This is a genomic window from Pseudomonas sp. NPDC096950 (assembly GCF_044762525.1).
Taxonomy (GTDB): Bacteria; Pseudomonadota; Gammaproteobacteria; order Pseudomonadales; family Pseudomonadaceae; genus Aquipseudomonas.
Window position 1 is genome coordinate 41,765 of record NZ_JBIWEL010000014.1, and the last position, 23,834, is coordinate 65,598.

Genomic DNA, 23,834 nt, shown 5'->3' on the forward strand with positions numbered 1-23,834 from the left:
CGACGAATTGTCGCAGATCTTATTCTTTGTTGATTGAACGTTCAATCAAAACAAAATAGACTGGCCCTCAATCCGATAGACGTTTTTCGTCCGTCGGAAGGCCTAAGGAGATGTGCAAGATGCCCAAGGTCGGTATGCAACCCATCCGCCGCCAGCAATTGATCGAAGCCACATTGCAGGCTGTCGATCAGGTCGGAATGGGGGACGCCAGCATTGCGCTGATCGCCCGTTTGGCCGGTGTCTCGAATGGCATCATCAGTCACTATTTTCAGGACAAGAACGGCCTGATCGCTGCCACGGCGCAGTATCTGATGAGTGTCCTCAGCGAGAACGTCACTGCGCGCCGTCAGGCGCTGGAGGACAGCAGCCCGCGGGCGCACCTCCAAGTGATCATCGAAGGCAACTTCGACGCCAGCCAGGTCAATGGCCCGGCAATGAAAACCTGGCTGGCCTTCTGGGCCACCAGCATGCACCACCCGTCTTTGCACAGGTTGCAGCGGATCAACGATCACCGCCTGTATTCCAACCTGTGCTGCCAGTTCCGCCGTGCATTGCCGCTCGATGATGCGCGCAGTGCAGCTCGAGGCCTGGCAGCCCTCATCGACGGTTTGTGGTTGCGCGGCGCCCTGTCGGGAGATGCTTTCGACACTGAGCAGGCGCACCGCATCGCTTACGAATACATGGATTTCCAATTGGCCAAGCAGGTGAGCTAGAGCACACATAACCGCTCAGCCCCTGAACCGTCACTGACCAGCGTCGCCATCGCGACACGGCACGCCCAGTGACCAACGCCAACCACTTATGCACTTGCGAGGACACTATGGCCCGTTTCGAACTGCAAAAACTCTACATCGATGGCGGCTACTCCGACGCCAGCAGCGACGCCACCTTCGAAGCCATCAACCCGGCTAACGGTGAAGTCCTCGCAAAAGTACAGCGTGCGACGAAAGAAGACGTCGAACGCGCTGTGGTCAGCGCCGAAAAGGGCCAGAAAATCTGGGCCGCCATGACCGCCATGGAGCGTTCTCGCATCCTGCGTCGCGCCGTGGACATCCTGCGCGAGCGCAACGATGAACTGGCCGCCCTGGAAACCCTGGACACCGGCAAGTCGTTCTCCGAAACCAAATACGTCGACATCGTGACCGGTGCTGACGTACTGGAATACTACGCAGGCCTGGTGCCCGCCATCGAAGGCGAGCAAATCCCGCTGCGCACCACCTCGTTCGTCTACACCCGTCGCGAGCCGCTGGGCGTCGTGGCCGGTATCGGCGCATGGAACTACCCGATCCAGATCGCCCTGTGGAAATCCGCACCGGCCCTGGCCGCCGGTAACGCGATGATCTTCAAGCCAAGCGAAGTCACTTCGCTGACCACCCTGAAACTGGCCGAGATCTACACCGAAGCCGGCGTACCAGCGGGCGTGTTCAACGTCTTGACCGGCAGCGGTCGTGAAGTCGGCACCTGGCTGACCGAGCACCCACGTATCGAAAAAATTTCCTTCACCGGCGGCACCGACACCGGCAAGAAGGTCATGGCCAGCGCTTCGAGCTCTTCGCTCAAAGAAGTCACCATGGAACTGGGCGGCAAATCCCCGCTGATCATTTTCGACGACGCCGACCTCGATCGCGCCGCCGACACCGCAATGATGGCCAACTTCTACAGCTCCGGTCAGGTCTGCACCAACGGCACTCGCGTGTTCGTACCGACGCACCTGAAAGCCGCTTTCGAAGCCAAGATCGCTGAGCGCGTTGCGCGCATCCGCATCGGCAACCCGGAAGACGAGAACACCAACTTCGGTCCGCTGGTCAGCTTCGCCCACATGGAAAGCGTGCTGGGCTACATCGCCAAAGGTAAGGAAGAAGGCGCTCGCGTGCTGTGCGGCGGCTCCCGCCTGACCGAAGGCGACCTGGCCAAAGGCGCTTTCGTGGCACCGACCGTGTTCACCGATTGCACCGACGAAATGACCATCGTTCGCGAAGAAATCTTCGGCCCGGTCATGGCGATCCTGACCTACGACACCGAAGAAGAAGTGATCCGTCGCGCCAACGACACCGAGTTCGGCCTGGCCGCCGGTATCGTCACCAAGGACCTGAACCGCGCTCACCGCGTGATTCATCAACTGGAAGCCGGTATCTGCTGGATCAACGCCTGGGGCGAGTCCGACGCGAAAATGCCGGTCGGCGGCTACAAGCAGTCGGGCGTGGGCCGTGAGAACGGCATCACTTCGCTGAACAACTTCACACGCATCAAATCGGTACAGGTCGAACTGGGCGATTACGCCTCGGTTTTCTAAGCCCGAGCTTTGTAGCGCTCGCGAGGCCGTCTTCGCGAGCAAGCCCGCTCCCACAAGGGCACTGCGATTCCCTGTGGGAGCGAGCCTGCTCGCGAAAGAGTGCGCAGCACTCGCCATGGCCATGACCTGACCAACTTCAAAGAGGGTGCATTTAATGTCCCAAGAATACGATTACATCATCATCGGTGCCGGCTCGGCCGGTAACACCCTGGCGACCCGTCTGACTGAAGACGAAGGCGTCACCGTCCTGCTGCTCGAAGCGGGCGGCCCGGATTACCGTCTCGACTTCCGCACGCAAATGCCGGCGGCCCTGGCGTTCCCGCTGCAAGGCCGTCGCTACAACTGGGCCTACGAAACCGATCCAGAGCCACACATGGACGGTCGCCGGATGGAATGCGGTCGCGGCAAGGGCCTCGGCGGTTCTTCGCTGATCAACGGCATGTGCTACATCCGCGGCAACGCGATGGACTACGACAACTGGTCGAAACTGCCAGGTCTGGAAAACTGGACCTACCTCGACTGCCTGCCGTATTTCCGCAAGGCCGAAACCCGCGACATCGGCCCGAACGACTACCACGGTGGCGACGGTCCGGTCAGTGTGACCACGCCAAAAGCCGGCAACAACCCGCTGTTTCACGCGATGGTTGAAGCAGGCGTACAAGCCGGTTACCCGCGCACCGAAGACCTGAACGGTTACCAGCAGGAAGGTTTCGGCCCGATGGACCGTACCGTGACGCCGAACGGCCGTCGCGCCAGCACCGCTCGCGGTTACCTGGACGTCGCCAAGAAGCGCTCGACCCTGACCATCGTCACCCACGCCCTGACCGACAAGATCCTGTTCGAAGGCAAGCGTGCGGTCGGCGTGCGTTACCTGATCGGTGCCGCTGAAGAGCGCGTTGAAGCCACGGCGCGCAAAGAAGTGCTGCTGTGCTCCGGCGCCATCGCTTCGCCGCAAATCCTGCAACGCTCCGGCGTCGGCCCGGCCGAACTGCTGAAGAAACTTGATATCCCGGTGGTCCACGACCTGCCAGGCGTCGGCGAAAACCTGCAGGATCACCTTGAGTTGTACCTGCAATACGCCTGCACCCAACCGGTGTCGCTGTACCCGTCGCTGCTCTGGTACAACCAACCGGCCATTGGAGCCGAGTGGCTGTTCAACGGCACCGGTATCGGCGCCAGCAACCAGTTCGAAGCCGGCGGTTTCATCCGCACCCGCGAAGAATTCGATTGGCCGAACATTCAGTACCACTTCCTGCCGGTTGCGATTAACTACAACGGCAGCAACGGCGTGAAAGAACACGGCTTCCAGGCGCACATGGGTTCCATGCGCTCGCCAAGCCGTGGTCGCATCCAGGCCAAGTCGAAGGACCCGCGCGAGTACCCGAGCATCCTGTTCAATTACATGGCCACCGAGCAAGACTGGCAGGAATTCCGCGACGGCATCCGCCTGACCCGTGAAATCATGCAACAGCCTGCACTGGACGCCTTCCGTGGCCGCGAAATCAGCCCGGGCATCGACGTGCAAACCGATGAGCAGCTCGACCAGTTCATCCGCGAACACGCCGAAACCGCGTTCCACCCGTCCTGCTCCTGCAAAATGGGCACCGACGACATGGCCGTGGTTGACGCTGAAGGTCGTGTGCATGGCATGCAAAGCCTGCGGGTGGTCGATGCCTCGATCATGCCGATCATCACCACCGGCAACCTGAACGCGCCAACGATCATGATCGCCGAGAAAATCGCCGACAAGATCCGTGGTCGTCAGCCATTGCCGCGTAGCACGGCTGCCTACTTCGTGGCCGGTGATGCACCGGTGCGTGGCAAGCCGATGCGGGATGTGAGTCCTACTGCTCAGTAATACCGTTACACCGCGGTGCTGCCTTCGCGAGCAAGCCCGCTCCCACATTGGTTTTGTGAACGCCACAGATCCAATGTGGGAGCGGGCTTGCTCGCGAAGGGGCCCGAACAAACAATGCACAACCCTCTGACACACCCCGGTAATCCCTTCCTACACCTCTCCAAGCTTGATCCTACCCCCCGCGCAGGCCTAATCTAGCGCCACTCAAACGTTTCACCCCCCTCGCCGTACCGATACGCCGCTTCTCCATTCCAAGGAGGTTTTCGAATGTTCGATTTCCACCCCCAGCTCAAGCAGCGCTTTGCTGCCTTGCGCACGGGCGCTGAATTCTTTTCGCTGCGTTATGTCCGCGAGTCCGGCCAATACCTTTCGGTGCGCAAGAACGTCGCCGAACCGCCGAGCCTGAGCCGTGATGAAGGCGCGATGTTGACTGTGCGGGTCAACGGCGTCGAAGCCTATGCCGCGACCAACGACCTGTCGCAACAAGGCCTGCAAGCTGCGCTGGAAAAAGCCGAGCAACAAGCCTGCCGCCTCAAGCCCCATGCCTTGCTCGACCTGAGCGCGCAGCGTGTTTCCAGCGACCGCGCCGATTATCTATCGCCAAACCTCGACCAGCCCTTTCCGTCCCTGAGTGACTGCTATCAACTGCTCGGTGCCGAATCCGCCGCCGTGCCCAAGGACGAGCGCCTGGTGAACTGGCAGGTGAGCATTGGCATCACCAACGTCGAACAGATCTACCTCAGCAGCGCCGGCGCCGAACTGCGCCAGGCCCAGCGTTTTGTCTACCCGAGCCTGGAAGTCACCGCCTACGACGGCAACGACAGCCAGACCCGCACCCTGGGCCGCGAGAACTTCGGCCAACAGGGCGGCTTCGATGTGATCAGCCGCTGCGGCCTGGTCGGCGCCGGCCCGAAAATCGCCGATCAGGCGCTGCAATTGCTGCTGGCTCCGAACACCCCGCAAGGCCCGCGCGACCTGCTGTTGATGCCGGACCAGATGATGCTGCAGATCCACGAATCCATCGGCCATCCGCTGGAACTCGACCGTATCCTCGGCGATGAGCGCAATTACGCCGGCACCAGTTTCGTCAAGGCCGAAGACTTCGGCAGCCTGCAATACGGCTCCAAACTGCTCAACGTGACCTTCGACCCGGACATTCCCGAACAGCTCGCCAGCTACGGGCATGACGACGACGGCACCGCCGCGAGCAAGCAATTCCTGATCAAGGAAGGCGTGCTGCTGCGTCCATTGGGCGGCGCGCTGTCGCAATTCCGCGCCGGGATGGACGGCGTGGCCAACAGCCGCGCCTGTGGCTGGAACCGTCCGCCGATCGACCGCATGGCCAACCTGAACATCGAGCCCGGCGATCAGCCGCTGGAAAAACTGATCGGCGGAATCGAGAACGGCATCTTGATGAGCACCAACCGTTCCTGGTCCATCGACGATGCGCGTAACAAATTCCAGTTCGGCTGCGAATGGGGCCAGTTGATTGAAAACGGCGAACTCAAAGGCGTGGTGAAAAACCCGAACTACCGGGCGATTTCCGCACACTTCTGGAAAAGCCTCAGCGCCGTCGGTGATGCCAACACCTTCAAGGTCCTGGGCACACCGAACTGCGGCAAGGGCGAACCGAACCAGGTGATCCGCGTCGGCCATGCGTCGCCGGCCTGCGTGTTCAGCAATGTTGATGTGTTTGGAGGAGATGCCTGATGAGCACTGCAAAAAATCAGGCTGACGCATTCAAAGCCCTGGTCCAATGGCTGCGCGAGGCGATTCACGAGCCGGAACAATTCACCCTCAGCTACGCCGCCGAGTCCTCGGCCTTCGTGCGTTTCAACCACGCCAAGGTCCGTCAGGCCGGGCAGGTGCAGCAGGCGAGCGTCGGTTTCAAACTGATCGACGAGGGTCGCCACGCCGACCTGAACATCACCCTTTCCGGCGATGCTGAAACCGATATCCAGCGCCTGGCCGAAGGCCTGCAACAACTGCGCGAAACCTTGCCGCTGCTGCCCGCGGATCCTTATCTGCTGCTCAACCACAACGGCTGGCAGAGCAAGAACCTGCAGGACCACCCACTGCCGGACACCGAGCAGGTCGTCGCCGAAATCACCCAGGCCGCCGAAGGGCTGGACCTGGTGGGTTTCTACGCCGCCGGGCCGATCAGCCGTGGCTTCGCCAGTTCTTCGGGTGCGTTCGGTTGGCATCAGGCCAACAGCTTCAACTTCGACTTCAGTCTGTTCCATGACAACGGCCAAGCCGTGAAAGCCAGTTACGCCGGGCACGACTGGAACAGCGAAGGTTTTGCCAAGCGCTTTGCCTTGGCGCGCGAGCAGTTGGCGTTTCTCGGCCGACCGTTACGCACCTTGGCACCGGGGCAGTACCGCGCTTACCTCGCGCCGGCCGCCATGGAAGAAATCATGGACATGCTGGGCTGGGGCGGTTTTTCGGCGCAGTCGATTGCCAGCAAGAACAGTCCGTTGCAGAAGCTCTACGCGGGGGATCAGTCGTTCAGCCCGTTGGTGTCCGTCGATGAGAAAGTCAGCGGTTCCCTGAGCCCGGCGTTTTCCGGCGAAGGCTATCCGCGCAGTGATTTGGGCTTGATCGTCGCAGGCAAGGCTGGCGCGCAAATGGTCAGCTCGCGCAGTGCTGCGGAATATGGCCTGACCGCCAACGGCGCGAGTGGCGGTGAAATGCCGAGCGCGCTGAACATGGCCGCCGGCGCGTTGCCGGAAGCGGAGATTCTCAAGCAACTGGGCACGGGGCTGTACATCAGCAACCTTTGGTACCTGAACTACTCGGACCAACCGGCGGCACGCCTGACCGGCATGACGCGGTTCGCGACGTTCTGGGTCGAGAACGGCGAGATTCAGGCGCCGGTGAGCACCATGCGCTTTGATGACAGCGCCTACAGCCTGCTCGGTTCGCAACTGGAAGCGTTGACCCAGGAGCGCGTGTTGCTGCTGTCGGCGAGCACCTACAGCCAGCGGGCGACGGCTTCGGCGTTGTTGCCGGGAGCGCTCGTCAGCCGACTGACCTTGACCCTGTAAACACAAAAACCCTGTGGGAGCGGGCTTGCTCGCGAAGAGGCCATCACCTTCAACATCAATGTTGACTGATCCACCGCTTTCGCGAGCAAGCCCGCTCCCACAGGGATTGCGACTCACCACGACATTGCATTCACCTTTTTCCCGCAAGAGGTCCCATGCCCAACCGCCCACCCCTCGACGCTGTCACCGCCCGCTGGTTGCCATGGGTCGTTGCCATTGCTTTCTTCATGCAGTCCCTCGACGGGACCATCCTCAACACCGCCCTGCCCGCCATGGCCCTGGACCTGGCGGAAAACCCGCTGCGCATGCAGGGCGTGATCATTGCCTACATGCTCACCGTCGCCTTGCTGATCCCCGCTTCGGGCTGGATCGCCGACCGTTTCGGCACCAAGAAAATCTTCTTCGGCGCCATCCTACTGTTCAGCATCGGCTCTTTGCTCTGTGCTCTGTCGAGCACCCTGACCATGCTGATCGGCGCACGGATCATTCAGGGCCTGGGCGGTGCCTTGATGTTGCCCGTCGGCCGGCTGGTGGTGCTGCGAGCCTACCCGCGTTCGGAACTGGTGCGGATCATGGGCTTCATCACCATTCCCGGGTTGCTCGGCCCGTTGCTGGGTCCGACCACCGGCGGCTGGATGGTGCAATACCTGTCGTGGCACTGGATTTTCTTGATCAACCTGCCGGTCGGCGTGATCGGTTGCTACGCCGTGTGGAAATTCATCCCCGACCTGCGCGGCAGCGAACGCACGCGGTTCGATGGGCTCGGGTTCCTGCTGTTCGGCGCGGCGATGGTGCTGATTACCATCGCCATGGAAGGCCTCGGCGAACTGCACCTGCCGCACCTGCGGGTGATGTTGCTGCTGTTCGGCGGCATGGCGTGTCTGGCGGCGTATTGGCTGCGGGCCGGGCACATCGAAAATCCACTGTTCGCGCCGTCGCTGTTCAAGACCCGGACGTTTGCCGTCGGCATCCTCGGCAACCTGTTCGCCCGACTGGGCAGCGGCGCCCTGCCGTTCCTCGTGCCGTTGCTGCTGCAAGTGGCGTTGGGTTACTCGCCGTCCCAGGCCGGGATGAGTATGTTGCCCCTCGCGGCGGCGGCGATGTTTGCCAAGTCCGTGGCGCGACCGCTGATCGAACGCTTCGGTTATCGCATCATCCTGACCGGCAACACCCTGGCCCTCGGCATCATGCTGGCGAGCTTGGGCCTGGTTACCGAGCAAACGCCGTACTGGCTGTTGCTAGTGATGCTGGCGATTGCCGGCGCGATCAACTCCTTGCAGTTCACCGCGATGAACACTGTGACCCTGATCGACCTCGACGACGCCAGCGCCAGCAGCGGCAACAGTTTGCTGTCGGTAGTGGCGCAATTGTCCTTGAGCCTCGGCGTAGCCTGCGCCGGCGCCCTGCTCGGCGGGTTTACGGCGGAGGTCGGCAACGATGGCGTAGACACGGTGTTGGGCGCGTTCCAACTGACCTTCGTGACGGTCGGAATCATGGCCATGCTGGCCGCAACGATCTTCTCGCAGCTCTCGAAGGAAGACGGACGGCGCGTCAAGCGTCCGGAAGAACATATCGAGCCTTAGGGTGAATGGCCCCGGGACTGATACACTGCGCGACATTTTGTTTTGCAGGCCAGTCCCGTGACCACCATCGCCACCGCTTTTAATACTTTGCCGCTGTCCGCCGCCATGCTGGCTAACCTCGACTCCCTCGGTTATGCCCAGATGACGCCGATCCAGGCGCAAAGCTTGCCGGTGATCCTCAAGGGGATGGACCTGATCGCGCAAGCCAAGACCGGCAGCGGCAAGACGGCTGCCTTCGGCATCGGCCTGCTGAACCCGATCAATCCGCGCTTCTTCGGTTGCCAGGCGCTGGTCATCTGCCCGACGCGTGAGCTCGCGGATCAGGTTGCCAAGGAAATCCGTCGCCTGGCCCGTGCCGAAGACAACATCAAGGTCCTGACCCTGTGTGGCGGCGTGTCCTTCGGCCCGCAGATCGGTTCGCTGGAGCACGGCGCGCACATCATCGTCGGCACCCCGGGCCGCATCCAGCAGCATTTGCGTAAAGGTTCGCTGGTACTGCACGGCCTGAACACGCTGATCCTCGACGAAGCCGACCGCATGCTCGACATGGGTTTCTACGATTCCATCGAAGAAATCATTGCCCAGACCCCTGAGCGTCGCCAGACCCTGCTGTTCTCCGCCACTTACCCGACGGGCATCAAGCAACTGGCCGCGAAGTTCATGCGTAACCCGCAGATCGTCAAGGCCGAGGCGTTCCACGACGACACGCAGATCGAGCAGCGCTTCTACGAAATTTCCCCGGAAGAACGCATGAGCGCCGTGACCAAGGTCCTCGGCCACTTCCGTCCTGCGTCCACCGTGGCCTTCTGCTTCACCAAGCAGCAAGTCCAGGAAACCGTTGATCACCTGACCTCCAAAGGCATTTCCGCCGTCGGCCTGCACGGCGATCTGGAACAGCGTGACCGCGACCAGGTGCTGGCGATGTTCTCCAACCGCAGTACTTCGGTACTGGTTGCCACCGACGTCGCCGCGCGCGGTCTCGATATCGATGCGCTGGACATGGTGATCAACGTCGAACTGGCCCGTGACTCGGAAATCCACATTCACCGTGTTGGCCGTACCGGTCGCGCCGGTGAGAAAGGCATTGCGATCAGCCTCGTCGCCCCGTCCGAAGCGCACCGCGCCCAAGCCATCGAGAAGCTGCAGCAGTCGCCGTTGAGCTGGGATCAAATCGACAACCTCACCTCTCAGGGCGGCGCGCCGCTGCTGCCGGTGATGAGCACGCTGTGCATCGGCGCTGGCCGTAAAGACAAGGTTCGCCCGGGCGACATTCTGGGTGCTCTGACGGGCGATGCCGGTATTCCGGGCGCCCAAGTCGGCAAGATCGCGATTTTCGACTTCCAGGCGTACGTTGCTGTGGAACGCGGGATCGCCAAGCAGGCGTTGCAGCGTCTGAACGACGGCAAGATCAAGGGTCGTTCGTTGCGCGTGCGTATTCTGTAAGAACAGCGCACATCCCCCTGTGGGAGCGAGCCTGCTCGCGAAAGCAGTCTGTCAGACAACATCAATGTTGAATGTACCGACCTCTTCGCGAGCAGGCTCGCTCCCACAGTTAGTTTTGTGGTGAGACATCAAGAGGACACCGTTTTGCGCTCTACCGAAGTCGTGATCATTGGCGCTGGCGCCGCAGGGTTGATGTGTGCACTGACCGCCGCCGGGCGCGGGCGCAAGGTGATGTTGCTCGACCATGCCAACAAGGCCGGCAAGAAAATCCTGATGTCGGGCGGTGGCCGCTGCAATTTCACCAACATGTACACCGAACCGGGCAATTTCCTCTCGCAGAACGAACACTTCTGCAAATCCGCCCTGGCGCGCTACACCCAGTGGGATTTCATCGGCATGGTCGCCAAACACGGTGTGCCGTACCACGAGAAGAAACTCGGCCAGTTGTTCTGCGATAACAAATCCAGCGACATCCTCGAAATGCTGCTCAACGAGTGCGATCAGGTCGGCGTCAGCCTGCATCTGGACACCTCGATCCAGACCATCGAGAAACTCGAAAACGGTTACCTGCTGGACACCACCCTCGGTCAATTGACCTGCGAATCATTGGTCATCGCCACGGGCGGCCTGTCGATCCCGACCTTGGGCGCCACCGGTTTCGGTTATCAAGTGGCCAAGCAATTCGGCCACGATTTGCTGCCAACCCGCGCCGGCCTGGTGCCGTTCACCATCACCGATCAACTTAAAGAACTCTGCACCGAACTGTCCGGCACCTCGGTGGATTGCCTGGTGAGCTGCAACGAGCAGAGTTTCCGCGAGAACATTCTGTTCACTCACCGCGGCCTCAGCGGCCCGGCGATTTTGCAGATTTCCTCGTTCTGGGAATCCGGCGACACGGTGGAAATCAACCTGATGCCGGACCACGACGTACCGACCTGGCTGCAACAGCAACAGGCCGAACGCCCGAACAGCGAATTGAAAACCTTGCTGGGGGAAATCTTCACCAAGAAGATGGCCAACCTGCTGGCGGACAACTGGTTCGTGTCCAAACCGATGAAGCAATACACCCACGCGGAAATCGCCGACATCGCCGAAAAACTCGCGAGCTGGAAAGTCGTCCCCGCCGGCACCGAAGGCTACCGCACCGCCGAAGTGACCCTGGGCGGCGTCGATACTCATGAAGTGTCGTCCAAAACCATGGAATCCCTGAAAAGCCCTGGCCTGTACTTCATCGGCGAAGTGCTCGACGTCACCGGGCATCTGGGCGGCTTCAACTTCCAGTGGGCGTGGGCGTCGGGTTACGCCGCCGCACAGTACGTCTGACGTCAGGGCGCACACAAATCAAATGTGGGAGCGGGCTTGCTCGCGAATACAATCTGTCAGTCGCCATAGCTATTGACTGACACACCGCTTTCGCGAGCAAGCCCGCTCCCACACGGGTGATGTGGTGACCGGTAAAGGAACAGATTTTGCTGTCAGATGTGATCGGCGCCATTGCGTCGGCGTCATTACTGGCTCAATTTAGCGTCATCGCCTCGGAAGGCCCTCGCACTTCATGTCATCGACCCCATTTAGTCAGTCTCTACGTCGCCTCTGGGCGCTGGATAAATTCAGCTACAGCGTGCGGGTGTTCATCGCCCTGACCGGCAGCATGGCCGTTTGTTGGTATCAGGATGAAATGGGGCTGTTGATCCCGTTGTTCCTGGGCATTATCGCCAGCGCCCTGGCCGAGACCGACGACAGTTGGCAGGGCCGTCTCAACGCGCTGGCGGTGACGCTGGTGTGTTTCAGCGTTGCCGCGTTCTCCGTCGAATTACTCTTCCCCTACCCCATCATCTTTATCATCGCCCTGGCGTTGGCTGCCTTCGGCCTGACCATGCTCGGCGCCCTCGGCGAACGCTATGGCGCGATTGCTTCGGCGACGTTGATTCTGTCGGTCTACACCATGATCGGCGTGGACCAGCGCGGTGGCGCAGTGACTGATTTCTGGCACGAACCGGTGCTGCTGGTGGCGGGCGCGGCTTGGTACGGTTTGCTCTCGGTGCTGTGGCAGGCGATGTTTTCCAACCAGCCGGTGCAGCAGAGCCTGGCGCGGTTGTTCCGTGAATTGGGTTTGTACCTGAAGCTCAAATCGTCGCTGTTCGAACCGATCCGGCAGATGGACGTGGAAGCGCGGCGCCTGGAATTGGCCCAGCAAAACGGCCGGGTGGTGGCAGCGCTGAACGTCGCCAAGGAAATCATTCTGCACCGGGTCGGCAACGGTCGGCCGGGCTCGAAAGTCAGTCGTTACCTCAAGCTGTACTTCCTCGCTCAGGACATCCACGAGCGCGCCAGTTCATCGCACTACCCTTACAACGCCCTGGCCGACGCGTTCTTCCACAGCGACGTAATGTTCCGCTGCCAGCGCCTGCTGCGCCAGCAAGGCAAAGCCTGCCGCGCCCTGGCCGAATCGATACAGATGCGCCAGCCCTTCGTCTATGACGCCAGCTTCGCCGAAGCCCTGGGCGACCTGCACGCCTCCCTCGAACACCTGCGCATCCAGAGCAACCCGGCCTGGCGTGGGCTGCTGCGTTCCTTGCGCGCACTGGCGGCCAACCTCGGCACCCTCGACCGTTTGCTCAGCGACGCCAGCAACCCCGATGCCCTCGCTGACGCCACCGACAGCAGCCTGCTCGACCGTTCGCCGCGCAACCTCAAGGATGTGTGGCTGCGCTTGCGCACGCAGCTGACGCCAACCTCGTTGCTGTTCCGCCACGCCCTGCGTTTGCCCCTGGCGTTGAGCATCGGCTACGGCATGGTGCATTTGATCCACCCGTCCCAGGGTTACTGGATCATCCTCACCACGCTGTTTGTCTGCCAGCCAAACTACGGCGCAACCCGGCGCAAACTCGGACAACGGATCATCGGCACCGCCATCGGCCTGACCCTGGCCTGGGCGCTGTTCGACCTGTTCCCGAGTCCGCTGGTGCAGTCATGCTTCGCCATTGCCGCCGGGGTGGTGTTCTTTATCAACCGCACCACCCGCTACACCCTGGCGACGGCGGCCATCACCTTGATGGTGTTGTTCTGCTTCAACCAGGTCGGCGACGGTTACGGGCTGTTCCTGCCGCGCCTGTTCGATACCCTGGTCGGCAGCCTGATCGCCGGGCTCGCGGTACTCCTGTTCCTGCCGGACTGGCAGGGTCGACGCCTGAACAAGGTGCTGGCCAACACCCTGACCTGCAACAGCATTTACCTGCGCCAGATCATGCAGCAATACGCCGCCGGCAAAAGTGATGACCTGGCCTATCGCCTGGCCCGGCGCAATGCGCACAACGCCGATGCGGCGCTCTCGACGACGCTGGCGAACATGCTGATGGAGCCGGGGCATTTCCGGAAGGAAGCGGATGTCGGTTTCCGTTTTCTGGTGTTGTCCCACACGTTGCTGAGCTACCTGTCAGGCCTCGGTGCGCACCGTGAAACCCAATTGCCACAGGATGTGCGCGAGCATTTGATCGACGGTGCCGGGGTGAGTCTCGCGGCGAGCATCGATGAAATCGCCCAAGGCTTGGCGAGCAAACTGCCGATTGCGATTCAGAGCGATGCGGAAGAGGCGCTGGCCAATGAGCTGGAGCAGATGCCGGATGAGATCGATGAAGGGCAACGGCTGGTGCAGACGCAGCTGGCGTTGATCTGCCGGCAGTTGGGGCCGTTGCGGACGTTGGCGGCGCATTTGATCAAGGATACGAGCGAGGATTGAGTGTCGCAGTGACCGGGCGGGCCTCTTCGCGAGCAAGCCCGCTCCCACAGGGGATCTGTGTTGTGTCCAGGATTGCAGACACACCCTCAATCCAATGTGGGAGCGGGCTTGCTCGCGAAGGCGTCAGCAGCAACCCCACCGATCAACTTGCCGCTTGAAGCTTGAAACTTACCGCTGCCCTTCTACATTCCATGCTGCTTCATCAACCGCTCATAACTCCCATCCGCCTTCATCGCCGCAATCTCCCGATCAAACCCCGCCACAATCTGCTCATGCTCCGGGTTCTTCAGGCTGACCAGAATGTGCAGGCTGTTTTCACTCAGCGGCTTGGGCAGGAATTCGACGGAATTGCGCACCTTGGACGATTCCCGGGCCAGGTAATAGCGGGCGACGAACTCATCTTCCAGGGTCAGCTTGACCCGGTCGGCCGCGAGCATGCGCACGGCCATGGCGAAGTTATGCACCGGGATTTTTTGCAGCGCCGCATCCTCGTCGAACTCTGGCGAGTAGGCATACCCGCGCACCACCGCGATCGGGTAGGTGTGCAGTTGCTGCAGGTTGTTGTATTCGATGGGCGCGTCTTTGCGCTTGATGAAACGCACGCGGTTGAGCAGGTACTCGGAGGAGAATTGCCCGAGCTTCGTGCGGTCGTCGTTGTACCAGGCGTTGACCAGTACGTCGTAGCGGCCCTCGCCTACGCCGAGCAAGGCACGCGCCCAGGGCACTTGCTCGAAGTCGCTGGCATAGCCGGCCCGGGCCAGCGCCGTGCTGACGATATCGGTCGCCAGGCCACCGTTGACCAGCGTGGCATCGGTAAACGGAGGCCAGGCATCGGCCACCAGACGCAGCTTTTCCGCCGCCGCGTTCTGTGTCAGCAACAGCAATCCAATCAAAGCAAAGGCTCGATGCAATCGCGGCATGCTAGAAAATCCTTAGCGGGCGGGCTGCCCGGCGTGTTTTTCAGCCAAAACTCCAAGACTCAAATACCGGCCTGGCGGTACTAAACCTTAGCTCATTGAAGCCACTGCACAGCGCTTGATTGCAGATTACACAAAGAAGACAACGCCGCGCGAAATGAATGATGGCATTTTGGCCTATGTCACAGATTTCTCAGCCATCAAGACATCTTTCGTCGGGGCGCTTAGTATCTGGAGCACGTTGTTCAAGGAATCTGAAGATGACAATCGAGTGGGTCTGCAAACATCACAGCGATCTGGGTAAAGAGCAGCTGTATGCCATTTTGAAACTGCGCGCCGAGGTGTTTGTCGTCGAGCAGCAATGTGTCTACCAGGATGTCGATGGCCAGGATCTGGAAGGTGACACCTGCCATGTGATGGGCTGGGACGGCGAGCGTCTGGTCGCGTACCTGCGCTTGCTCGACCCGGAATTGCAGGGCGGCGATGTGGTAATCGGGCGGGTAGTGACCGCGCCTGAAGGTCGTGGCCAAGGGCTGGGGCATGCAATGATGGAACAGGCGTTGGAGCAGGCTGAGAAACGCTGGCCTGACACGCCGATTTATCTGTCGGCCCAGGCGCATTTGCAGGGGTATTACGGGCGATATGGGTTTGTGGTGGCGGGTGAGGAGTATGTCGAGGATGGCATTCCGCATATCGGGATGCGTCGGTCTTAAGAGCCTCTTCGCGGGCAAGCCCGCTCCCACAGGAGTACGCATTCCAAATGTGGGAGCGCGCTTGCTCGCGAAAGCGTCAGTTCAATCGCTACAAAACCTCAGGGATACTCAAGCACCGCTTTAATCTGCCGCAAATTGCGCTCGATCCACCCCCGGTCAATCGCCCCCCAATCCCGAATCCGATAACGCCCGGCATGGTTACGCGCGCCGTCTTCCTGCTCGAATTCACACACGATATCCAGGTCCGCCAACGCCGCGATGGTGTCCTGGGCCGTACGCCGGGGCATGCCGGTGACTTCGGTCAGGGTCGGGACGCTGCTGGCCAGCCCGCTGTCGATCAGGTACGCCACGTACAACCGGCGGTAGAAGCTGCTTTTGGTCTTGCTGACGTCCATCAAACGCTCCTTTATTGCATATCCCGCCAAGTCAGATACACCCGCAGATCAAACTCCACCTGGTGGTACCCCGGCAACATGTGTTCGCACAGTTTGTAGAACGCCTTGTTGTGATCCGACTCTTTGAAATGCGCCAGCTCATGCACCACGATCATTTTCAGAAACTCCGACGGCGCTTCCTTGAACAGCGAAGCGACGCGGATTTCTTTCTTGGCCTTGAGCTTGCCGCCCTGCACCCGGGAAATCGTGGTGTGCAGGCCGAGGGCGCGGTGGGTCAGGTCCAGGCGGTTGTCGAACAACACCTTGTCGATCGCCGGGGCGTTACGCAGGTATTCCTGCTTCAGGTCCAGGGCGTAGGTGTACAACGCCTTGTCGCTTTGCACGTCGTGCTTTTGCGGGTAACGCTGGCTCAGGTAGTCGCCCAGCCGACCGTCGGCAATCAGCTGGCGCACCTGGTCCTGCAACGCAGCGGGATAGGCCTGGAGGTATTTCAACGCGGTCATTGGGCGGCAACATGCAGCATGAAAAGGTCGCCAGTGTAGCGAATTCAACCGGGCAGCGCGCTCCAGTCGAAGGGTTGCACGAAGCCGCCGGCATCCTCGGCCATCAGTGGCCGTGCCACCAGGAACCCTTGCACATACTCGCAGCCATTGGCCTGTAGCCACTCATATTGCGCCAGCGTTTCCACCCCTTCGGCAATCACCAGCAAACCGTATTGCTTGCACAGATCGATCACCGAACGCACCAGCGCCGCGTCCCGTGACGACTCGGGCAGCCGGGCAATCAGATGCCGGTCGAGCTTGAGGGTGTCCAGTTCCAGATCCCGCAGATGCGCCAGCGAACACGCCCCGGAGCCGAAGTCATCCAGCGCCACCCTCACCCCCAGATTACGCAGCAAACGCAGCTGCTTGCGGGTTTCATCGGGGTTGATCATCAACGCTTCTTCGGTGACCTCGACTTCTATCTGGCGCGGCTGCAACTCATGGCGTTCCAGCACCTGGCGCAATTCGGTCACCAGATTCGGCATGCCGAACTGGGTGCTGCTCAAACTCACCCCCAGCACCAGATCCTCGGCAAACAAGACTTCCCAGGCTTTGCGTTGCTTGGCGCTGCGGTGGTAAATCCAGCTGCCCAGGCGACTGATCAACCGCGCCTCTTCCAGCAACGGCAAAAACAGCCCCGGCGGTACATCGCCGACACTCGGGTGCTGCCAGCGCAGCAGCGCCTCGAAGCCGCGAATCTGCCCGCCATCGATCGCGACTTGCGGTTGATAAACCAGACTGAAATCACGGTTCTCAATGGCGGTGCGCACGCTCTCTTCGAGCATCAGCCGTGAGCGTGCCCGGCCGTTCATTTCGTGATCGTAGAAGCGATATTGCTGACGACCGGCGCGCTTGGCTTCGTACATCGCGATGTCGGACGCCCGCAGCAACCCGTCGAGGTTGGAACCGCAATCCGGGTAAGTGGCGATGCCGATACTGGCGCCGAGGGCAATGTCCAGGCCTTCGATCTGTTGACAGATCGACACCCGTTCGATGAGTTTCTCGGCAATCTTCGCCGCTTGCTCGGGGAATTCCAGATCCAGCAGCGCGGTGAACTCATCACCGCCCATGCGCGCCAGAATGTCGAAGGGCCGCAGACAAGCCTTCAATTGCTCGGACACCCAGCGCAGCACCCGGTCGCCGGCATCGTGACCCAGGGAATCATTGACCCGCTTGAAGCCGTCCAGATCGAGGTACAGCAGCACCCAGGCGCTGTCGGAGCGTTCGCCGCGCAGCAGCAGGTTTTCCACAGTCTGGTGAAAACCGCGCCGGTTGAGCAGCCCGGTCAGCGGATCGGTCACCGCTTGGAACTCCAGTTGCTGATGCAGGTGGCGCACCACCGACATGTCCAGCACCGTCACCACCATCGCGTGTTGCTCGGAGGGCAAAGGCGCGCAGGACAACGCCACCGGCACCTGTTGGCCCGGCGCGGTACGCAACAGCGCATCGTGCAGCCGCAGGGTCTCGCCGCGTTTGTAGCCGTTATACAGGTCGGAATCGGCCCACACCGGAATGTGCGGCTTCTGCAGGAAATCCAGAAATTCCTTGCCCTGCAAATCCTTGACCGTGGCGTTGAGCAGCCGCGACATCGCCGGGTTGGCAAAACGAATCAGACCGTCCTCACCGACCACCAGGATGCCTTCGGCGGCGTTGTCCAGCACCGAGGCGTTAAAGGCGCGAGCGACCTCCAGATCGTGGCTCAGGCGCTGCAAGGCCCGGCGATTGCGTTGATGCTCCAGCAACGCCTGGACCTTGGGCTTGAGAATCTGCGGGTCGAAGGGTTTGAACAGGTAATCCACCGCGCCGCTGGCGTAGCCCTTGATCACGGCGTCCTGGGACTGCTCGTTGGCGGTGAGGAAAATAATCGGGGTCAGGCGAGTGCGCTGACTGCCGCGCATCAGCCGCGCGACTTCAAAGCCGTCCATGCCGGGCATCTGCACATCCAGCAGCACCAGGTCGATTTCGTGTTCAAGGAGCAAACTGAGGGCCTCGAAGCCCGAGGCGGCGGTCATGACCTGCCAGTCCTGGCGCTGTAACAAGGCGCGCATGCTGATCAGGTTTTCCGGGTAATCATCAACGATCAAAAGGACAGAGTTGCCTTCACCTGGCGTGGGTTGCGCGCATTCCATGCTGCTTCTCTTGTTCGGGGCGACAGGCCGGTTTCTCGTGAAAACCGGACAAATTCTACGCCTTCACTCTAGACCCGGATCCGGAAAAGCAGTAGGTGTCATGACGCCATCATTTAACCAAAGCGTCCATAAGCCGACTAACGGTCGCCGCCACAGCCCCCTGAAACCGGGAAAGATGGCTTTTTGACAGGATGTTGACGTCAATCATCTGCCAGACGGGCATTAACAAAGAAGCCCTCTACGCTTATAAAGGCAACCCTCCAAGGCCCGTGCTAGAGCTTCTGGCACGGGCGTGCAGCATGAATTCGTGGAAGCTTTGTCTATGATCGATCTCGCAACATGGAACCTCAGTGTTCCTGTCGGCAATCCGCCGTACACCGTCGAAACAGCCAAACTGGTGAACGGTTTCAAGGACCAATACTTCCACTCCGACACCGGCACCCTGTTCTTCTGGTCACCGGTCACCGGCTCAAAAACCGCAAACGCCAAATACCCCCGCACCGAACTTCGCGAAACCTACAGCAACGGCACCCTGCGCAACTGGCTCTACCCGGACGCCGACAATTCACTGCGCGCCACCCTGGCGGTCAACCAGGTGCCGAGCTCCGGGAAGATCGTCATCGGCCAGATCCACGCCTATGAAAGCCAGAAGCCCCTGATCAAGCTTGAGTACCAATTCAAGACCGGCACGCAGACGGGCAACATCGTCGCCAAGATCCGCATGCACCCGGATGACGGCGAAGGCCGGGTGATCACCATCGCCACCGGCGTGAAGCTGGATCAGGAGTTTTCCTACCTCCTTCACCTGAGCCCCGGCGGCCAGTTGGGTATCAGCGCCGCGGGGTATCAGTGGGACTCGAACATCAGCGCCACGTGGCGCGACAAGCCGCTGTATTTCAAGGCGGGCGTGTATGTGCAGGATCACACCGGGTACACCAGCGAAGGCGGGAAAGTGACGTTCAGCAAGCTGGATATTGATCACGATAAATAGAGAAAGCGTATTCACTGCCCTAAAAGATCGCAGCCTTCGGCAGCTCCTACAGGAGAATGTGCACACCTGTAGGAGCTGCCGAAGGCTGCGATCTTTTGATCTTCCGCTCCGAAAACCACGTAGGAACTCACCCCTTGCTCCCGTCGGGCGGCGAAGCTGCCCAAAACCCTGCCATCGCATTCCTACAGCCCCACCGCAGCGCCCGGTTTTGCGGCGGCTGCGCCACCGAACGGGGGCAAGCCGCCTCGCCACAAGGGTTATGCGCCGTCCTCAAGTACCTCAACCTCATGGCCTGCACCAGCCTGCCGGACTATGCCGAGAACGACATCAACACCGTCACCAACATCGCCTTGATCCTGCTCCGTGATGTAGGGGACGTGTTTCGAGTGATTGAACTGCGTGGGTTTGATACACCTAATATGCCTTAATAAATTCTCAACAATAAAAACCCGCATAAATGTGAGTTTTTATTTCTTTCGGCAACCTGTAAGAAGCGGCGATCAACTATATTAATTTGAAGTATCACACCTGCCTCAATGTCATTGAGAACACCACTTCGCACAGGCCAAACGCCTACATCCAAAAAAATCCTATCAACGCATTTTTAATTGCAAAAAACTATTAAGAACTGTTATTTCCTACAGGTGCGCGGACCGAACCTAACACCTATCCTCTTCTCCGTAACGAGCCGATCACTAAAGCAACTACTACTTACCTAGGCGTCATAAGGAGAAAGGAAATGGGATCATTCAATGGCACTTGGTATGGCGCATACGCGTCAAATCAAATTTATCTAATCATTGCCAATTCAAATGACACGACAGGCGATATCAGTGGAACACTTCTAAATTATGGCAACTCTTGGAACATTACCGGTCATTATTATATTTCGACAGCTGGTGCGACCGTCATGCTTGACGCCTTCCCAGTGAATGGAGGTACTAAGGAACAGTGGCAACTATCCACCAGTGATTACAAAGTATTATCCGGCCAACGAACATACTTGGGCCCTGTAGGTGGATTTGTGACTGAGCAAATCGGAGGACTGGGCAAACAGACCTAGGAAGGAAGGCAGATGAATTGTGGTAATCAAGATGGGCATCCACAAAAAATCCGCCTCTCGGCGGGTTTTTTATCAACGCTGTTTAACGCAAAGGCTTAGTTAATCTTAGCGTTCAACTCACCTTTCGGGTAACGCTGACGCATCGCTTCCAACGAGATCGGCTTGATCTTCGAAGCATTGCCGGCAGTACCGAACGCTTCGTAAAGAGCGATACACACGTCACGCATCGCGGTCACGGTCGCTCCAAAGCTCTTGCCGTCGAACTGGTCGATGGTCGGCAGCCATCTCGCCGTAATCAACGTTTACCCATAAACACCTATTTTTTCACAACTGGCTTTCGCTTAAGGCCAGATGTAACGGAGTCATGCAACGCCACCACTCTTCCGGCATCCCACTCCGCCTGCATTCCCGAAAATAACCCACCATCAACACGCCCCTGATTGAAAGCCAGCACCTCAGTCATTGCTTCGGCAATTCGCTCTATAATCAGCGCCGGCTTATCCACCGCGCAGTGCTTGCGCCCAAATTCGACCAACTGCTGCCGATCGGGGTAAGTTTTAACCTTATTCATCTTTATAGCCAAAGTTCGGTCAACCAATGAGCGACCAGATTTCGGGTTGTAGTTGTCATACACCGTCGTGGTCGTGACATCGAAGACAGGCGCCAATTGCACCGTTTCGCGTGCATCCGGGTGCGTGTAAATCACGCCGAAATTCTTCAGGTGAGCATCACCGTTGCGAACCATGACCGACAAACAGACCGATGAAAAAAATCGTTCAAGCTCTCGCAATGGGTCGGCATGTACACAAACCTGGCCAATCACCGCCGCCAACGTCTCGTAACTCTGTGAGTACTTATAGTTGTCATGGGGATCTTTATTGAGCCCCAGCAGAACGGCCATGTCTTCAAATCCGAGTCGACCGGACTCCGCTAGGTCAAACCGCTCCATTACAAACAAATCACCGCTTTCGGAAAGCCAGAAGGCCGGAGTTTCCAGCCCGGCGAGACGAGCCGCTTCCAGGCATAGAAACTCGTTCTGGGCCAGGTGTGGGTACTCGTCGGCCCCTGACTTCACAATCAGATCGGAACTGAGCATGGTTTTTCGGCTGCCGGTCAGCTTGTCCAGGTCGGGCACCAGCACCTTGGGCTGCACGCCCGAGATACCTGACTCAAAGTAAGTATCCACCAGGAAATCGAAGACACCTTGCGAGGTATCGGCCGACAGGATTTCTTGCAAGCCGACTTGAGCACGGACGGAAACGGAAGCCTCGACCGGATTCTGATATGTAAGGCGTCCAATCTGATTACCACCAATCACCGACAACAGGCGCATCTCATCCACCTGCATGTGCTTGGCCATTCGACGCTTGATCTGATCGGCCAGAAAACCCTCCGGCACGTTCATATCGAATATCGGGTGCAGGACGTTGCTGACCGAAGGTGTCGGGTCATAGGGCATGACCAGTGAGACTTCCTTCGGCGCATCCGCGGCGTCATACGCAAACGAAAACTGCGAACCTTTGGACAGCTCGCCGGAAAAGCCTTGTGGCGTGATGACGTTGAGTTGTTTCACTCTACTCATCGTGTTCTACCAGTTCGGCGAGGGACTTGAGGTCGATGCGGTTATCGACAATTTCAAGCGCCATGCCCAGCGCGGAAAGAACCCTGAATACTGTGTACAGCGATACGTTCTCACCGGCCTCCAGGTCAATGACGGTTTTGCGGCTGCATTTCGCTCTGTGTGCCAGTTGCAGCTGACTATAGCCTTTGGCACGCCGCAATTCGCGGACACGCTCAGCGAACACCGATGGATTGTGCAGCAGCATTAATGTCACCTATATAGTACTTTTCAAGCTCTGATATTCATTATGTTCACTATAGGTGACATTTCAAGCGCCTTACGTCGCCCGGTCTGATGAGGCGAATGACGCCCACAAAAAAAACCGCCTCTCGGCGGGTTTTTCATCAACGCTGTTTAACGCCCAGGCTTAGTTAACCTTCGCGTTCAACTCACCTTTCAGGTAACGCTGATACATCGCTTCCAACGAGATCGGTTTGATCTTCGAAGCGTTGCCGGCAGTGCCGAACGCTTCGTAGCGAGCGATACACACGTCACGCATGGCGGTCACGGTCGCGCCGAAGAACTTACGCGGGTCGAACTCGCTTGGGTTGGTGGCCATCAGGCGACGCATAGCACCGGTGGATGCCAGGCGCAGGTCGGTGTCGATGTTGACCTTGCGCACGCCGTGCTTGATGCCTTCGACGATTTCTTCAACCGGTACGCCGTAGGTTTCTTTGATGTCGCCGCCGTACTGGTTGATGATCGCCAGCCAGTCTTGTGGCACCGAAGACGAACCGTGCATCACCAGGTGGGTGTTCGGGATGCGTTTGTGGATTTCTTTGATGCGGTCGATTGCAAGCACGTCGCCGGTAGGTGGCTTGGTGAACTTGTAAGCGCCGTGGCTGGTGCCGATGGCGATGGCCAGGGCATCAACTTGGGTGCGTTTGACGAAGTCAGCGGCTTCTTCCGGGTCGGTCAGCATTTGGCTGTGATCCAGAACGCCTTCGGCGCCGATGCCGTCTTCTTCACCGGCCATGCCGGTTTCCAGCGAACCCAGGCAGCCCAGCTCGCCTTCTACCGAAACGCCGCAGGCGTGAGCCATGGCCACGGTTTGTTGGGTAACGCGGATGTTGTAGTCGTAGTCGGTCGGGGTCTTGCCGTCTTCGCCCAGGGAACCGTCCATCATCACCGAGCTGAAGCCCAGTTGGATGGAGCGCTGGCAGACGTCAGGGCTGGTGCCGTGGTCCTGGTGCATGCACACCGGGATGTGCGGGAATTCTTCGATTGCCGCGAGGATCAGGTGACGCAGGAACGGGGCGCCTGCGTATTTGCGAGCACCGGCCGAAGCCTGGACGATCACCGGGGAGTCAGTCTTGTCAGCGGCTTCCATGATGGCGCGCATCTGCTCAAGGTTGTTGACGTTGAAGGCTGGAACGCCGTAGCCGAATTCGGCTGCGTGGTCCAACATCTGGCGCATGCTGATAAGTGCCATTGTGTGTGTCTCTCCCGGTTTGGGTCGTTAATCGTGCCAGCCTGCCGTAGCGGCGGCGGCTATTCAAG

The 23,834-nt window shown here is 59.6% G+C and carries 20 protein-coding genes and 1 pseudogene; 13 read left to right on the plus strand and 8 right to left on the minus strand.

All coding sequences use genetic code 11. The features are described from left to right. Positions 1-119 precede the first annotated feature (119 nt). From betI to yccS, 9 genes are all read left to right on the plus strand, one after another. Positions 120-713: a transcriptional regulator BetI gene (betI, locus tag ACIQY3_RS20720; RefSeq protein ID WP_403022830.1), complete on the plus strand. Its 594-nt coding sequence runs from the start codon at positions 120-122 to the stop codon at positions 711-713. 107 nt (positions 714-820) lie between these two features. Then, positions 821-2,293, plus strand: coding sequence for a betaine-aldehyde dehydrogenase (gene betB / locus ACIQY3_RS20725; protein ID WP_054616884.1), 1,473 nt, complete (start codon positions 821-823; stop codon positions 2,291-2,293). 154 nt (positions 2,294-2,447) lie between these two features. Continuing rightward, the gene (gene betA, locus ACIQY3_RS20730; protein WP_403022834.1) at positions 2,448-4,151 is read left to right on the plus strand and encodes a choline dehydrogenase; all 1,704 of its coding nucleotides are present in this window, start codon (positions 2,448-2,450) and stop codon (positions 4,149-4,151) included. Positions 4,152-4,418: 267 nt separating this feature from the next. Beyond that, a complete protein-coding gene (locus ACIQY3_RS20735; protein WP_403022837.1) occupies positions 4,419-5,861 on the plus strand; it encodes a TldD/PmbA family protein in 1,443 nt (480 codons plus the stop codon). Beyond that, positions 5,861-7,198 (plus strand): TldD/PmbA family protein, encoded by a 1,338-nt coding sequence (locus ACIQY3_RS20740; protein ID WP_403022840.1) that lies wholly within the window; start codon positions 5,861-5,863, stop codon positions 7,196-7,198. Before ACIQY3_RS20735 ends, ACIQY3_RS20740 begins: the two co-directional genes overlap by 1 nt. 155 nt (positions 7,199-7,353) lie before the next feature. Then, positions 7,354-8,781 (plus strand): multidrug transporter subunit MdtD, encoded by a 1,428-nt coding sequence (gene mdtD / locus ACIQY3_RS20745; RefSeq protein WP_403022843.1) that lies wholly within the window; start codon positions 7,354-7,356, stop codon positions 8,779-8,781. A 57-nt stretch (positions 8,782-8,838) separates the two neighbouring features. Next, a complete protein-coding gene (dbpA, locus tag ACIQY3_RS20750; RefSeq protein ID WP_054044240.1) occupies positions 8,839-10,224 on the plus strand; it encodes an ATP-dependent RNA helicase DbpA in 1,386 nt (461 codons plus the stop codon). A 144-nt stretch (positions 10,225-10,368) separates the two neighbouring features. Beyond that, complete coding sequence (locus ACIQY3_RS20755) at positions 10,369-11,547, plus strand: NAD(P)/FAD-dependent oxidoreductase (protein ID WP_403022848.1); 1,179 nt, start codon at positions 10,369-10,371, stop codon at positions 11,545-11,547. Positions 11,548-11,779: 232 nt separating this feature from the next. Beyond that, positions 11,780-13,963, plus strand: a complete 2,184-nt coding sequence (gene yccS / locus ACIQY3_RS20760; RefSeq protein WP_403022850.1) for a YccS family putative transporter — start codon at positions 11,780-11,782, stop codon at positions 13,961-13,963. 182 nt (positions 13,964-14,145) lie between these two features. On the opposite strand, the gene ACIQY3_RS20765 is transcribed toward yccS, so the two are convergent. Beyond that, a complete protein-coding gene (locus tag ACIQY3_RS20765) occupies positions 14,146-14,883 on the minus strand; it encodes a substrate-binding periplasmic protein (protein WP_403022853.1) in 738 nt (245 codons plus the stop codon). 257 nt (positions 14,884-15,140) lie between these two features. Between ACIQY3_RS20765 and ACIQY3_RS20770 the strand changes: the two genes are divergently transcribed. Further along, positions 15,141-15,593 (plus strand): GNAT family N-acetyltransferase, encoded by a 453-nt coding sequence (locus tag ACIQY3_RS20770; RefSeq protein WP_403022856.1) that lies wholly within the window; start codon positions 15,141-15,143, stop codon positions 15,591-15,593. Between the two features lie 98 nt (positions 15,594-15,691). On the opposite strand, the gene ACIQY3_RS20775 is transcribed toward ACIQY3_RS20770, so the two are convergent. Genes ACIQY3_RS20775 through ACIQY3_RS20785 form a run of 3 tightly spaced genes read right to left on the minus strand, consistent with a single transcriptional unit; the run spans position 15,692 to position 18,659 of the window. Then, a complete protein-coding gene (locus ACIQY3_RS20775) occupies positions 15,692-15,988 on the minus strand; it encodes a helix-turn-helix domain-containing protein (protein WP_201189954.1) in 297 nt (98 codons plus the stop codon). A gap of 11 nt (positions 15,989-15,999) precedes the next feature. Next, entirely contained in the window at positions 16,000-16,491 is a 492-nt protein-coding gene (locus ACIQY3_RS20780) for a M48 family metallopeptidase (protein ID WP_054044717.1), read from the minus strand. Between the two features lie 44 nt (positions 16,492-16,535). Further along, positions 16,536-18,659 (minus strand): putative bifunctional diguanylate cyclase/phosphodiesterase, encoded by a 2,124-nt coding sequence (locus ACIQY3_RS20785; RefSeq protein ID WP_403022861.1) that lies wholly within the window; start codon positions 18,657-18,659, stop codon positions 16,536-16,538. Positions 18,660-18,981: 322 nt separating this feature from the next. Here ACIQY3_RS20785 and ACIQY3_RS20790 point away from each other — a divergent pair, with 322 nt between their 5' ends. The 3 genes from ACIQY3_RS20790 to ACIQY3_RS20800 all read left to right on the plus strand — a co-directional run bounded on the left by ACIQY3_RS20790 (position 18,982) and on the right by ACIQY3_RS20800 (position 20,713). Next, positions 18,982-19,650, plus strand: coding sequence for a polysaccharide lyase family 7 protein (locus ACIQY3_RS20790; RefSeq protein WP_403022865.1), 669 nt, complete (start codon positions 18,982-18,984; stop codon positions 19,648-19,650). A 134-nt stretch (positions 19,651-19,784) separates the two neighbouring features. Continuing rightward, positions 19,785-20,078: a hypothetical protein gene (locus ACIQY3_RS20795; RefSeq protein WP_403022869.1), complete on the plus strand. Its 294-nt coding sequence runs from the start codon at positions 19,785-19,787 to the stop codon at positions 20,076-20,078. Between the two features lie 311 nt (positions 20,079-20,389). Beyond that, positions 20,390-20,713 (plus strand): hypothetical protein, encoded by a 324-nt coding sequence (locus ACIQY3_RS20800; RefSeq protein WP_403022874.1) that lies wholly within the window; start codon positions 20,390-20,392, stop codon positions 20,711-20,713. A 95-nt stretch (positions 20,714-20,808) separates the two neighbouring features. Here ACIQY3_RS20800 and ACIQY3_RS20805 read toward each other — a convergent pair. The 4 genes and pseudogenes from ACIQY3_RS20805 to fba all read right to left on the minus strand — a co-directional run. Beyond that, a pseudogene (locus tag ACIQY3_RS20805) lies at positions 20,809-20,967 on the minus strand (fructose-1,6-bisphosphate aldolase); the annotation flags it as partial. 62 nt (positions 20,968-21,029) lie between these two features. Next, complete coding sequence (locus ACIQY3_RS20810) at positions 21,030-22,295, minus strand: type II toxin-antitoxin system HipA family toxin (RefSeq protein ID WP_403022877.1); 1,266 nt, start codon at positions 22,293-22,295, stop codon at positions 21,030-21,032. Then, on the minus strand, positions 22,288-22,539 hold the full coding sequence (locus ACIQY3_RS20815) for a helix-turn-helix transcriptional regulator (RefSeq protein ID WP_401325987.1): 252 nt from the start codon (positions 22,537-22,539) through the stop codon (positions 22,288-22,290). Before ACIQY3_RS20815 ends, ACIQY3_RS20810 begins: the two co-directional genes overlap by 8 nt. Positions 22,540-22,701: 162 nt before the next feature. Further along, positions 22,702-23,766 carry a class II fructose-bisphosphate aldolase gene (gene fba, locus ACIQY3_RS20820; RefSeq protein ID WP_054044249.1) on the minus strand — a complete coding sequence of 355 codons (1,065 nt, stop codon included), beginning with the start codon at positions 23,764-23,766 and terminating at the stop codon, positions 22,702-22,704. Between the last annotated feature and the right edge of the window lie 68 nt (positions 23,767-23,834).